Origin of the sequence: Serratia myotis (assembly GCF_027474885.1) — a bacterium.
Classification (GTDB): Bacteria; Pseudomonadota; Gammaproteobacteria; order Enterobacterales; family Enterobacteriaceae; genus Serratia; species Serratia proteamaculans.
On sequence record NZ_CP099707.1, the window covers coordinates 4,987,458 to 5,000,059 of the forward strand.

Sequence of the window (12,602 nt, forward strand, 5' to 3'; positions counted from 1 at the left end):
GCGCCCTTCCCAATGAGGAAACAACCATGAACAGTTTCGTGAAACGCCTGCTGTTGCCCGTGATTGCCGGTTCTTTGCTGTTTTCCGGGGCGGCCCTGGCGATGGGCGGTGACAGTAGCGGCCAGACCACGCCCACCTGCCCGAAAGGCCAGATATACGACACAAAAACCAAGACCTGCATGGTGGAAAAAAGCAGTATGATCGACGACAACGATCGGGCGAACTATGCCTATGGGCTGGCAAAAAGCGGTCGTTACCAGGAAGCACTCGATATGCTCAATACCCTGAAGGATCCCAACACCGCCGTGGCGCTCAACTATCGGGGTTATGCTACCCGCAAGCTCGGCCGCACCGATGAAGGGATCGGCTACTATTTAAAATCAGTGGCGCTGGATCCGAAATACCCAAAAGTCCGTGAATATCTGGGCGAAGCCTATATGGTCAAGGGCCGTCAGGACCTGGCGAAAGAACAACTGAAGGTGATCCAATCGCTGTGTGGCACGGGCTGCGAAGAGTACCGCGATCTGGCTGCGGCCATCGATAACCACCCAGAATCATGATCTAGCCGAACCGGAGGCAAACATCAGTAGCGACGCGATCCGCAACGAAATAGGCCAGTATCTATCCCGCCTGTGGCGCTACGGCCTGGTGCTTTCCCACCGGCGGGATGTTGCCGACGATTTGGTGCAGGCCACCTGTGTGCGGGCGCTGGAGCGCGCCGCACAGTTTGCCGTGGGGACGCGTATGGACCGCTGGCTGTTTGCCATCCTTCACTCCATCTGGCTTAACGAGATCCGCGCCCAGCATATCCGCCAGGGGCAAGGTTTTGTCGACGTCGATGAACTGACCGGGGTAGAAAATAGCGAGGATCCGATTTGGGCTAATGAGGTGATGCAACGCGTGAACCGGCTGCCGGAAGCGCAGCGGAACACGCTGTTTCTGGTGTACGTGGAAGAGCTTTCCTACCGTGAGGCCGCCGAGGTGCTTGGCGTTCCCATTGGCACCATCATGAGCCGTCTGGCGGCGGCACGCCTGAGATTGGCAAACGACAGCGTGCTGCAAAGCCGCTCACCGCAGGCAAAAGGAGAACAATCATGAGTTCAACCTACAGCGCGGATGAACTGTTGGTCGCCTATCTGGATAATCAACTGGATCCACAACAGCGCCAGCTTCTGGAACAGCGCCTGGGCGGCGAACCGGCACTGGCCGAGCGTTTATCGTTACTGGCACGCAGCAACCTGCCCTTTAAGCAGGCATTTGATCCTTTGCTTGATGAAGCGCCGGTACAACGGCTGCGGGCCGAAGGCCCCCTTACTGCCCCTGCAATGCAGCATGGTGTCAGCCGGCGTGGCCTGATAGCCGCCGCCGTCGGTTTTTTAGCACTGGGCATCGCAGGCGATCGCGCCTATTTACAGCTCAGCCAGCCAGAAGAGAACTGGCGCGGTTTGGTCGCCCAGTATATGGCGCTATACACACCTGAAACGCTGGCAGGCTACGATGACACGGCAACGCAGATCGCCCATCAGTTACAACAAACCGGCGAGCGACTGGGTATCGCCCTCTCGGCACCGAAATTGATACTGAGCGGCGCCGAGTTGAAAAACGCCCGCGTGCTGGCTTACGACGATCGACGTATCGCTCAATTGACCTGGCAGGATGCGCAGTATGGTGCGCTGGCATTGTGCATCATTCAGCAATCGGGCAAGCCGCTGCCCGCAGAGAGCGAGCGCCGCCAGGGCATGAACGTAGTCTACTGGGCCGATGGCCGTCATGGCTTTATGCTGATTGGCCATAATCCCGCGCCGGACCTGGCCGCATTGGCGGGTCGCTTGCAACACTCACTCGCCAGCTAAAGATTGACTGCCTCCGACTTCAGCCGCCAAGTGTGAACATCATCACAATCCAGGCTCGCGGCAGGCGGTAAACCAGTCGATTAGTGCGCCATATCAGAGGAAAAGGGGCCGACTCTCGGCGATTCGGCTGAAGCATGGTAAAATCGGCTTTTTTACGTACCGGGAAATTTGCCATGAACTCAAGCACCCAGGAAAAGCTGCTGGCGCAGGCTGAACAACTCTGTCAGCAACGCAATGTGCGACTGACACCGCAGCGGCTGGAAGTGTTACGCCTGATGGCACAGCAGCCCGGTGCCATCAGCGCTTACGACCTGCTCGATCTGCTGCGCGTCGCCGAACCTCAGGCCAAACCGCCAACGGTGTACCGTGCGCTGGATTTCCTTCTGGAACAGGGGTTCATTCATCGGGTTGAGTCAGCCAACAGCTACGTGCTGTGTCATCACTTCGAACAGCCGACGCATACTTCCGCGCTGTTTATCTGCGATCGCTGTGGTCAGGTGACCGAACGGACGACCGAAGGGGTCGAAGAGACGCTGCAAAAACTGGCGAAAGAGTCTGGTTTTGTCCTGCGTCACAACGTGGTGGAGGCCCATGGCCTGTGTGCGGGTTGCGTTGAGGTAGAAGCCTGTGACAGCAAGCATGACTGTGGCGAACACGATCACAGCATTGCCATCAAGAAGAAATAGGTTGGGTTTTCAGGTACCTCCCTGTACCTGCGGCCATAGCGTCAAGGGGATAAAAACGCCAGGCCTTTAAAAGTAGCCTGTGGCCGCAATCCGCTGCGGCCCATCGCGTTACCAGCGATATTTGTTGTGGTCTTCCCAAGATTTCACTTCTTTCTCGGCCGCCTCTTTCTGGTAGCCGTAACGTTCCTGAATTTTACCAACAAGCTGTTCGCGTTTCCCTTCAATGACCGTCAGATCGTCATCGGTCAGCTTGCCCCATTGTTCCTTCACTTTCCCTTTAAACTGCTTCCAGTTACCGTCGGCTTGATCTTTGTTCATAACCTCTCCGTTACCTGTGATTAGTCAGTTTTAAAAACTCGTCGCTGGGCTTAACTGAGTAATAATGTTGGTCAATCGACCAGAACAAATGGAATACTTATTCCCATTCATTCCGCCAGCCACATGATTAACTATAGCCACAGATAGCGATAAAAAGGAAAAAGTCAGGATAAAAATTCGCCAAATAAATATAATTTAGTAAAAACCCCGACAGAACAGCAAGTAAGCGGAAACAATTTGGCTCAAGAAAATGTAACTTAATATGAATAAAAAACATAAATAAAATTAATGTTTAAATGCTTTTTATCGTGCCGAATCCGCTGCAAACCAGGTCCCATCCACTCTGTGGCGATGCCAAATCCAACCGAGTGCGATGCCACGCAGTGAAAGAAATACCGCCAGCGCCAGCCATAGCCCATGATTGCCCAGTACCGGTAGGGTAAACAGCGTCAGGCCATAACCAGCCGCCGCCACTGCCATGCTATTACGCATTTCTGCGCCGCGGGTGGCACCAATAAACATGCCGTCCAGCAAATAGCACCATACCCCCACCAATGGCAGCACCACCTGCCACGGCAAATAGTGGTTCGCCAGTGCGCGCAGCTCCGGTAAAGAGGTCAACGCCGCAATAATTTGTTGGCCGGCCACGGCATAGAGCAGGCCAAAGCCCAACGCCACCAGACAGGCCTGCCGGCAAGCCGCACGCCATACTTTACGCAGTTGGCTATCGTCACGGGCCCCATAGGCATGGCCCGAATGTGCTTCCACCGCGTAGGCAAAACCGTCGAGCGCGTAAGCCGTAAAGGTCAGCAAATTCATCAGTACCGCATTTACTGCGACCACCTCGCCGCCAAGCCGGGCACCGAAAATAGTCAGCGAGGCAAAACACAGTTGCAGCAACAATGAACGCAGCATAATGTCGCGATTCAATGCCAGCAGACGCCGCAGATTACCGCGCCAGGCCTGACGCAGCATCGGCACAGAAATACCGCGTATGCGCATCACTCGCCAGGATAGCCCTAACCCCAGCAGCAACGTGGCATATTCAGAGATGGCAGTCGCCGTCGCTGCACCCTGCACGTTCCAGCCCAGCCCCATCACCAGCCAGATATCCAATACGATATTCAGCAGATTGCCGACAATCAGCAGGATCACCGGCGCACGCACGTATTGCACGCCAAGCAGCCAACCCAGGATCACCATATTGGCCAGCGCCGCCGGGGCACTTAGCCAGCGGATCTCGAGGAATAAACGAGCCTGCTTCAGCACCGCCCCGTCACCACCGACGATTTTTAGCGCCAACTCAATCAGCGGATAGCGCAGCAGTACAATGGCCACCCCGGCCAACACGGCCAGCAGCAAGGGTTGCATAAAGGCACGCGCCAGCCCCTGCGGATTTTGCGCCCCCAGCGCCTGTGCGGTCAGTCCGGTGGTACTCATACGCAGGAACAACAGCAGCATAAACAGGAAACTGGTCGCCATGGAGCCCACCGCTACACCGCCCAAATAGGTCGGGCTATCGAGGTGGCCGATCACCGCAGTATCCACCAGCCCAAGCAATGGCACGGTGATATTGGAGAAAATCATGGGCAGCGCAAGGCGCCACAGGGCTGTATCGGTATCGCTGGTGAAGGCAGAAAGCAGGCGCATAGTGAAATGTTCCCGTGGCAGTGCGGTTTTAATCAGTCAGAAATGACATCGCCCCAGAGCTGGGGCGACTTAAATCAGAGGACAGTGTCGAGCGTAGGGATTAAACCCAATCGCCGTTGCGGATCACACCGACCGCCAGACCTTCAATGGTGAAATTCTGCTGACGCAGATCGACCACAATCGGCTGGAATTCGCTGTTTTCCGGCAGCAGCTCAACCACGTTACCGTGTTTTTTCAGGCGCTTGACCGTGACTTCATCTTCAATGCGCGCCACGACGACCTGGCCATTACGCACGTCCTGGGTTTTATGCACCGCCAGCAGATCGCCGTCGAGAATACCGATGTCACGCATCGACATGCCGTTGACCCGCAGCAGGAAATCCGCGCTTGGTTTGAACAGGGAAGGATCGACCTTGTAGTGCCCTTCGATATGCTGTTGCGCCAACAGCGGCTCACCGGCGGCTACGCGGCCAATCAGCGGTAAACCTTCTTCATCTTCCATCAGCAGGCGAATACCACGCGAAGCGCCGGAGATGATCTCGATGACGCCTTTACGCGCCAGCGCTTTCAGGTGTTCTTCTGCGGCATTTGGCGAACGGAACCCCAGACGCATGGCGATCTCGGCGCGCGTTGGCGGCATGCCAGTGGACGAAATATGATCGCGAATCAGATCATAGACCTCTTGCTGTCTGGTAGTTAGTGCTTTCATTCCGCCCCCTGTTTGTTTATACAGTCTTGCTGTGAGTATATACAGGTAAGTGCGGCTTGGGAACCGAAGAGTGAATAAAAATCAGGGATTAGCGACCCGCGTCGCAACAGAACTCCCCCACTCAGGCAAAGTGCTGCCACAGCACCGAACCCCAGACAAACAGCGCCAGAATAATCGCCAGCAAGACCGCCGCCGAGCCCATATCCTTTGCCCGGCCGGAGAGCTCGTGATGTTCGGTGCCCACCCGGTCGACAATCGCTTCAATCGCGCTGTTCAGTATCTCGACGATCATCACCAGCAGCACCGATCCGATCAGTAAAATGCGCGCTATCGCACCCACGTCCAGCCAAATCGCCAGTATGATAGCCAGCACTGTCGCCACCAATTCCTGGCGAAATGCCGCTTCGTGCTGCCAGGCGGCGGAAAAGCCTTTATAAGAGTAGCCGGCCGCTTTAATAATACGGGTCAGGCCGGTTGCTTGCTTTGTCATGTTTTTTAGTGCCTTTCGCAGAGGTAAGTCATAATTAAACAGTCTAGGCCAGGAAACGCTCCCGGCTCTCGGTTTTCCAACACCACAGATCTGCTACCCGGATTCTGGTATGCTTGCGGCGCATTGCTAACAAGAGGCTTCACGTTGTTATGTCAGGTTGGCGTAAAATTTATTATAAACTATTGAATTTACCACTCAAACTGTTGGTAAGAAGTAAGGTTATCCCTTCAGATCCGGTCACGGAGTTAGGGTTGGATCCCTCACGGCCGATTCTGTATGTTTTACCTTATAATTCCAAGGCGGATTTACTGACGCTGCGCACCCAGTGCCTGGCGCAAGATCTGCCCGATCCCCTCAATCCGCTGGAGATAGACGGCACCGTGCTGCCCAGCCACGTGTTTATTCACGACGGCCCGCGCGTATTCCGTTACTACACGCCGAAAGAAGAGTCGGTAAAACTGTTCCACGACTATCTGGATCTGCATCGCAGTAATCCGGATCTCGACATTCAGATGTTGCCGGTCTCGGTGATGTTCGGTCGCTCTCCGGGGCGCGAAGGTCACGGCACCCCGCATCTGCGTCTGCTGAACGGCGTCCAGAAATTCTTCGCCGTGCTGTGGCTCGGCCGCGACAGCTTTGTCCGTTTCTCCAATACCGTTTCCCTGCGCCGCATGGCGACTGAACACGGTACGGACAAAATCATTGCGCAAAAACTGGCACGCGTGGCGCGCATGCACTTCTCGCGTCAGCGTCTGGCCGCCGTCGGTCCAAGCCTGCCGGCCCGTCAGGACCTGTTCAACAAGCTGTTGGCGTCCAAGGCGATCGAAAAAGCGGTCGAAGACGAGGCTCGCAGCAAGAAAATTTCCCACGAAAAAGCCCAGCAGAATGCCATTGCGCTGATGGAAGAGATCGCTGCCGACTTCTCTTATGAGACGGTGCGCCTTTCCGATCGCGTGCTGAGCTGGACCTGGAACCGGCTGTATCAAGGCATCAACGTCACCAACGCCGAACGCGTGCGTCAGTTGGCGCAGGACGGCCACGAGATTGTTTATGTGCCCTGCCACCGCAGCCACATGGACTACCTGCTGCTGTCCTACGTGCTGTATCACCAGGGTCTGGTGCCGCCGCACATTGCTGCCGGGATTAATCTCAACTTCTGGCCGGCCGGGCCGATCTTCCGCCGTCTGGGCGCTTTCTTTATCCGCCGTACTTTCAAAGGCAACAAGCTGTACTCGACGGTGTTCCGCGAATACCTCGGCGAGCTGTTTACCCGCGGTTACTCGGTGGAATATTTCGTCGAAGGCGGCCGTTCTCGTACCGGACGTTTGCTGGAGCCGAAGACCGGCACCCTGTCGATGACCATTCAGGCGATGCTGCGTGGCGGTACCCGCCCTATCACACTGGTGCCGATCTACATCGGTTACGAGCACGTGATGGAAGTGGGCACTTACGCCAAAGAGCTGCGTGGTGCGACCAAGGAAAAAGAGAGCCTGCTGCAGATGCTGCGCGGCCTGCGCAAGCTGCGCAATCTTGGCCAGGGTTACGTCAACTTCGGCGATCCACTGCCGTTGACTACCTATCTGAACCAGAATGTGCCGCAGTGGCGTGAATCGATTGACCCGATCGAATCCCAGCGCCCAAGCTGGCTGACGCCGACGGTCAACGATCTGGCGGCCAAAATCATGGTTCGCATCAACAATGCTGCCGCTGCCAACGCCATGAACCTGTGTTCCACGGCGCTGTTGGCCTCACGCCAGCGTTCGCTGACCCGTGAGCAGCTGCTTGAGCAGTTGGAATGCTATCTGCAACTGATGCGCAACGTGCCTTATGCCAGCGACGTTACCGTGCCAACCCAAACGCCGGATGAGTTACTCGACCACGCGCTGAACATGAACAAGTTCGAGGTGGAGAAGGATAACATCGGCGATATCATCATCCTGCCGCGCGAGCAGGCGGTGTTGATGACCTATTACCGTAACAATATCCATCACCTGCTGGTTCTGCCTTCGCTGATCGCCACTATCGTGATGCACCACCGCCGGGTATCGCGCGCCGAACTGCTACGGCAGATTGGTCTGATTTACCCGATGCTGAAGGCCGAGCTGTTCCTGCACAACGATAAGGAACAACTGCCGGAAGTGCTGCGACCGCTGATCGATGAAATGATCCGTCAGCAACTGATCTGCGACAAAGGCGACGATCTGGTGCTAAACCCAGCGCGTATCCGGCCGCTACAGCTGTTGGCCGCCGGTGTCCGTGAAACGCTGCAACGCTATGCCATCACCATGTCGATCCTCAGCGCCAATCCGAGCATCAACCGCGGTGCGCTGGAGAAAGAGAGCCGTATCATGGCCCAACGTCTGTCGGTGCTGCACGGTATCAATGCGCCGGAGTTCTTTGACAAGGCGGTGTTCTCCACCCTGGTGGCGACGCTGCGTGAAGAAGGCTACATCAACGACATCGGCGATGCGGTCCGTGAGCACACCATGGAGGTGTACAACATGCTGAGCGATTTGATTACCCCGGAAATCAAGCTGACCATTGAAAGCGTCAGCATGCCGGCGGAAACCAACGCCCTGCCGGAGACGGCCGCAGTGGAAGTGAAAGAAGACTGATTCACTGATACTAAAACGAAAAAGGCACCCTCGGGTGCCTTTTTTATTGCTGTAAATCGTTAGCCCTGCCAGTAGCTCAACGCGATGCCGAGAAACAGCACCAGCCCAACGTAGTTGTTGTCCAGGAACGCTTTAAAGCAGGCGTCGCGTTCGCGGGTGGCGATCTGCTTTTGCTGATGGATAAACAAAGCGCCTGCCAGCAACAGCGACCAATAAAAAGCACCGCTCATCTGCGTCAGATAGCCGACCCACAGCATCAACAGCAGCGTGGCGAACTGCAGCAAACCGACGATCAGTTTGTCGTAGCGGCCAAACAATATGGCGGTAGATTTAACGCCAATCTTCAGGTCATCGTCACGGTCAACCATGGCGTACAGCGTGTCGTAAGCCACGGTCCAGCAGATATTGGCCAGCAGCAGCAGCCAGCAGCTCAGCGGCAGTGATTCACTAACGGCGGCATAGGCCATCGGAATGCCCCAGCCAAACGCCGCGCCCAGCACAAACTGCGGCAGATGGGTGACCCGTTTCATGAACGGATAGGCCCATGCCAGCGCCAGCGCTGCCAATGACAGCCAGATAGTCATCGCATTCAGCGTCAATACCAGCCCAAACGAGATCAGCACCAGCACCACAAACAGGATCTTGGCCTCTTTCTCGCTCACCCGGCCACTCGGCATCGGCCGCCCGGCAGTCCGCTTTACGTGGCCATCGACGGCGCGATCGGCATAGTCATTCACCACACAACCGGCGGCACGCATCATGAAGACCCCGACCACAAACACCACCAGAACAGACAGCGACGGTACGCCCTTTCCCGCCAGCCACAGTGCCCACAACGTCGGCCATAGCAACAGTAAGGTGCCAATCGGCTTATCAATGCGCATCAGATGGCTATAAGCCTGCCATTTGCTTTGAATCACGCTTCCCTCCAAGGTATTTCCTCTCCTCATTATTCAGGGTCTACACTCCCCGCAGCGTACAGCGGTGAAGCCGGTAAAAACAGTTCAGTCAGCAACAGCGGTTTACCCGCCAGCCGCAGGCGGGAGCGCCGTGCCCACAACGCATCTTGCCGACCCATGTGAATATAATCGCGGGTCAGATCATCGCTGCTGAACAGATAGCGGCCCAACGGCAATGTCCCCAAATCCACCAGCGCCAGATCCGGGCCGGTCAGCGTTTCCTGCGGGATCACCGTGCGCCCCAACAGCCAGGGCTGGTTGTCGCCCAACAGCACCACTTCACGCAGCCAATAGCGCGGGCTGTCCGGCAGGTGTTCGGCCTCTTCACCCAGTTGCTCGCGGGTCAAAAAACATTCGCGCTGCGGCTCAACGTGCACCCGCCCACAGTGGCGTTCAAAGCGACGCGTCATGGAACCGGGCTCCATCAGCCAGTCGCTGATGGCGGCAGGCACCGGAGGATGTTGCGCAGATAACCACTCCAGCGGCGGTAGGATCGAATCCCTATTGCCAAACATTGTTCTACTCCATGCCTGACGCCGCGCCCTGCGGCCGCGCCAGACCAGACAAACTGTTAACAGGCGCTCATTGTAACGCAGAAATTCAAAAGCGGCAGGCTGATTCGTGGGGTCACGCGCAGCAAAATACGCGCCGAAAAAGCACCGCGATGTCATCTTTCTGCCATCTGTTTTCTTTACCTTCATTCCCCGGAGCGATGGGGATTCTGTGATCTTCTGCAAACTTTCACCTCTGCAGCATTGTTTTATCTACGCGCGTAGATACCCTTGTACTGCAGCGTTGAATCGCCATCAGTCCGACACTTTGTCAGCAAACTTTCTTGCCGACACCAGGGAAACCATCTTTACCGCGATCACGCCATAGGTGTGGCGCAGACGAAAAGAGGATATCAATGCCATGAGCGAAACAACGCTTGCAACCCCAAAGGCCACCGACGAAACGTTGGCGGCCGATGAACGTTTGGCCACCAAAGAAGGGCGCGGTCAATTCTGGCGCGCCACTTTCTCGTGCTGGCTCGGTACGGCCATGGAGTATGTCGATTTCGCCCTGTATGGCCTGGCGGCCGGCATGGTGTTCGGCGACGTGTTCTTCCCCGAAGCCACCCCCATGGTGGCGCTGCTGGCCAGCTTCGCCACCTATTCCGTCGGTTTTATCGCCCGCCCTATCGGCGCGTTGGTTTTCGGCTGGATTGGCGATCGTAAAGGCCGCCGCGTAGTGCTGCTCACCACGGTGGCGCTGATGGGCGTCTCTACCACGCTGATCGGGCTGATCCCCTCCTACGCACAAATCGGCGTCTGGGCTCCCATTTGTCTGGTGATCCTGCGTTTTGCTCAGGGCTTCGGGGCCGGAGCCGAGCTTTCCGGCGGTGCGGTGATGCTGGCGGAATACGCCCCAGCCAAACGACGGGGGCTGGTCGCCTCGATCATTGCGATTGGCTCCAACAGCGGTACCCTGCTGGCCTCACTGGTGTGGTTGCTGATCTTGCAGTTGGACAAAGCGGATCTGATCGCCTGGGGCTGGCGTATTCCGTTCCTCGCCAGCATCCTGATCGCTGGGGGTGCTTTGTACCTGCGCCGTCACGTGCGTGAAACGCCGGTGTTTGAACGCGAGCTACAACAAAACCGTCAGCGGATGCTGGACAACACTCCCGTCGCAGCGGATAACCGCAGCTATCTGCAACGCACCAAAGCCTTCTGGATCATGCTCGGCCTGCGCATCGGCGAAAACGGCCCATCTTATCTGTGCCAGGGGTTTATCGTGGGTTACGTCGCCAAGGTGCTGATGGTGGATAAGTCGGTGCCAGCGCTGGCGGTGATGATCGCCTCCCTGTGCGGCTTCCTGGTGATCCCCCTGGCGGGCTGGCTTTCCGATCGTTTCGGCCGCCGTATTACCTACCGCTGGTTCTGCCTGTTGCTGGTACTGTACGCCTTCCCGGCGTTCTGGCTGCTCGATAGCCGCGAACCGGCGATAGTGATTTCGGTGATTGTGGTCGGCATGTGCATCGCATCGCTGGGGATTTTTGGCGTACAGGCCGCCTATGGCGTGGAACTGTTCGGCGTCAAAAACCGCTACTCAAAAATGGCGTTTGCCAAGGAACTGGGGTCGATCCTCTCCGGCGGTACCGCACCGCTGATCGCGACCGCGCTGCTGGCCGGTTTCGGTCACTGGTGGCCTGTCGCCTGCTATTTTGTTGTAATGGCAGGCATTGGCTTAATCACTACCTTCTTTGCACCAGAAACCCGCGGCCGCGATCTTAACCTGCCGCAGGACGCAGTGTGATCAGGGCGCACAGGAACCCAACTTGGATAATCAATCCGCACGGCGCATCACCCGTGCCGACGTCGCCCGCGTAGCGGGCACCTCGGTTGCGGTCGTCAGCTACGTGATCAACAACGGCCCGCGTCCGGTGGCAGAAGCCACCCGTCTGCGGGTGCTGGCGGCGATCGAGCAAACCGGTTATCGGCCGAACGATATCGCCCGGGCATTGGCTTCCGGCAATACCCTCACCTATGGGTTAGTGGTGCCCGACATTTCCAATCCGTTTTTTGCCACGCTGGCACGGGCATTACAGCGCGAGGCGTTCAGTCATGGCCGCGTGCTGCTGTTAGGTGACGCCGGCGACGACCGGCAGCGCGAACATGACCTGATTAACCACCTGCTGCGCCGTCAGGTTGATGGGCTGCTGTACACCAGTGTCGATCGCCATCCGTGGTTCGATCTGATCCGCGCCTCCGGCACCCCCTGCGTGATGATCGACACCATCGACAGCCATGCCGGCATCTGCGCCATTCGCGTCAATGAACGCGACGCCGCCTGCCAGGCCACACGCCACCTGTTGCAGCACGGCTACCGGGAACTCGGCATTTTTGTTGGCCCGCTGACCATGCTTAACGCGCAGGATCGTCTGAACGGCTGGCGCGACGCCCTGCTCGAGGCCGGTATCACGCCGCGCGAAGAGTGGATTTTTGAAGCGCCCTATACCCGCCAGGGCGGCTATCAGGCCAGCCAGAAAATGCTGCAAGGGCCCCGTCCGCGAGCCATCTTCACCTCCAACGAGCAGCAGGCACTCGGCTGCCTGTCGGCGTTGGCGGAACATCAGCTGCGGGTGCCGGACGATCTGGCTATCATTTGCTTTAACGGCACTCAGCAATCCGAGTTCAGCGTACCGCCGCTCAGTGCGGTCGAACAGCCGATCGACGCCATGGCCAGGCAGGCCATCGCCATGCTGGCCGCCGGTGCCGCGCAGCCAGAGCTGCACGAGTTCGCCTTCCAGCTGCATATCCGCCGATCGTGCGGCTGCTAGTTT

The 12,602-nt window shown here is 57.3% G+C and carries 13 protein-coding genes; 7 read left to right on the plus strand and 6 right to left on the minus strand.

Annotated features, from left to right (window positions below; translation table 11 throughout):
* Positions 1 to 26 precede the first annotated feature (26 nt).
* The 4 genes from NHG65_RS23460 (at position 27) to zur (ending at position 2,539) form a co-directional block, all read left to right on the plus strand.
* Entirely contained in the window at positions 27 to 560 is a 534-nt protein-coding gene (locus tag NHG65_RS23460; RefSeq protein ID WP_499182732.1) for a tetratricopeptide repeat protein, read from the plus strand.
* Positions 561 to 648: 88 nt separating this feature from the next.
* Entirely contained in the window at positions 649 to 1,098 is a 450-nt protein-coding gene (locus tag NHG65_RS23465) for an RNA polymerase sigma factor (protein ID WP_232519090.1), read from the plus strand.
* A complete protein-coding gene (locus NHG65_RS23470) occupies positions 1,095 to 1,853 on the plus strand; it encodes an anti-sigma factor family protein (protein WP_099063592.1) in 759 nt (252 codons plus the stop codon). The genes NHG65_RS23465 and NHG65_RS23470 overlap by 4 nt, the downstream gene beginning before the upstream one ends.
* A 173-nt stretch (positions 1,854 to 2,026) precedes the next feature.
* Positions 2,027 to 2,539, plus strand: coding sequence for a zinc uptake transcriptional repressor Zur (zur, locus tag NHG65_RS23475; protein WP_012147151.1), 513 nt, complete (start codon positions 2,027 to 2,029; stop codon positions 2,537 to 2,539).
* Between the two features lie 108 nt (positions 2,540 to 2,647).
* On the opposite strand, the gene NHG65_RS23480 is transcribed toward zur, so the two are convergent.
* From NHG65_RS23480 to NHG65_RS23495, 4 genes are all read right to left on the minus strand, one after another.
* Entirely contained in the window at positions 2,648 to 2,857 is a 210-nt protein-coding gene (locus NHG65_RS23480; RefSeq protein ID WP_012147152.1) for a CsbD family protein, read from the minus strand.
* A 303-nt stretch (positions 2,858 to 3,160) separates the two neighbouring features.
* Complete coding sequence (gene dinF, locus NHG65_RS23485; RefSeq protein ID WP_499182733.1) at positions 3,161 to 4,507, minus strand: MATE family efflux transporter DinF; 1,347 nt, start codon at positions 4,505 to 4,507, stop codon at positions 3,161 to 3,163.
* Between the two features lie 100 nt (positions 4,508 to 4,607).
* A complete protein-coding gene (gene lexA / locus NHG65_RS23490) occupies positions 4,608 to 5,216 on the minus strand; it encodes a transcriptional repressor LexA (RefSeq protein ID WP_012147154.1) in 609 nt (202 codons plus the stop codon).
* A gap of 121 nt (positions 5,217 to 5,337) precedes the next feature.
* Positions 5,338 to 5,706, minus strand: coding sequence for a diacylglycerol kinase (locus tag NHG65_RS23495; protein WP_085119730.1), 369 nt, complete (start codon positions 5,704 to 5,706; stop codon positions 5,338 to 5,340).
* Positions 5,707 to 5,855: 149 nt separating this feature from the next.
* On the opposite strand from NHG65_RS23495, the gene plsB reads away from it, so the two are divergent.
* Positions 5,856 to 8,321, plus strand: a complete 2,466-nt coding sequence (gene plsB, locus NHG65_RS23500) for a glycerol-3-phosphate 1-O-acyltransferase PlsB (RefSeq protein ID WP_112347175.1) — start codon at positions 5,856 to 5,858, stop codon at positions 8,319 to 8,321.
* 59 nt (positions 8,322 to 8,380) lie between these two features.
* Here plsB and ubiA read toward each other — a convergent pair whose 3' ends face one another.
* Both ubiA and ubiC read right to left on the minus strand, forming a co-directional pair.
* On the minus strand, positions 8,381 to 9,253 hold the full coding sequence (gene ubiA, locus NHG65_RS23505; protein ID WP_112347176.1) for a 4-hydroxybenzoate octaprenyltransferase: 873 nt from the start codon (positions 9,251 to 9,253) through the stop codon (positions 8,381 to 8,383).
* A gap of 17 nt (positions 9,254 to 9,270) precedes the next feature.
* Entirely contained in the window at positions 9,271 to 9,795 is a 525-nt protein-coding gene (gene ubiC, locus NHG65_RS23510; protein WP_207977273.1) for a chorismate lyase, read from the minus strand.
* A gap of 397 nt (positions 9,796 to 10,192) precedes the next feature.
* On the opposite strand from ubiC, the gene NHG65_RS23515 reads away from it, so the two are divergent.
* A complete protein-coding gene (locus NHG65_RS23515) occupies positions 10,193 to 11,575 on the plus strand; it encodes an MFS transporter (RefSeq protein ID WP_099063598.1) in 1,383 nt (460 codons plus the stop codon).
* A gap of 22 nt (positions 11,576 to 11,597) precedes the next feature.
* Entirely contained in the window at positions 11,598 to 12,599 is a 1,002-nt protein-coding gene (locus NHG65_RS23520) for a LacI family DNA-binding transcriptional regulator (RefSeq protein WP_207977271.1), read from the plus strand.
* Positions 12,600 to 12,602 lie beyond the last annotated feature (3 nt).

Bases quoted from the DNA above. Each gene is read 5' to 3' on its own strand.
- zur (WP_012147151.1), top strand. From the start codon at position 2,027: ATGAACTCAAGCACCCAGGAAAAGCTGCTGGCGCAGGCTGAACAACTC.
- NHG65_RS23480 (WP_012147152.1), bottom strand. From the start codon at position 2,857: ATGAACAAAGATCAAGCCGACGGTAACTGGAAGCAGTTTAAAGGGAAA.
- NHG65_RS23470 (WP_099063592.1), top strand. From the start codon at position 1,095: ATGAGTTCAACCTACAGCGCGGATGAACTGTTGGTCGCCTATCTGGAT.
- NHG65_RS23460 (WP_499182732.1), top strand. From the start codon at position 27: ATGAACAGTTTCGTGAAACGCCTGCTGTTGCCCGTGATTGCCGGTTCT.
- plsB (WP_112347175.1), top strand. From the start codon at position 5,856: ATGTCAGGTTGGCGTAAAATTTATTATAAACTATTGAATTTACCACTC.
- dinF (WP_499182733.1), bottom strand. From the start codon at position 4,507: ATGCGCCTGCTTTCTGCCTTCACCAGCGATACCGATACAGCCCTGTGG.
- NHG65_RS23515 (WP_099063598.1), top strand. From the start codon at position 10,193: ATGAGCGAAACAACGCTTGCAACCCCAAAGGCCACCGACGAAACGTTG.
- NHG65_RS23495 (WP_085119730.1), bottom strand. From the start codon at position 5,706: ATGACAAAGCAAGCAACCGGCCTGACCCGTATTATTAAAGCGGCCGGC.
- lexA (WP_012147154.1), bottom strand. From the start codon at position 5,216: ATGAAAGCACTAACTACCAGACAGCAAGAGGTCTATGATCTGATTCGC.
- ubiC (WP_207977273.1), bottom strand. From the start codon at position 9,795: ATGTTTGGCAATAGGGATTCGATCCTACCGCCGCTGGAGTGGTTATCT.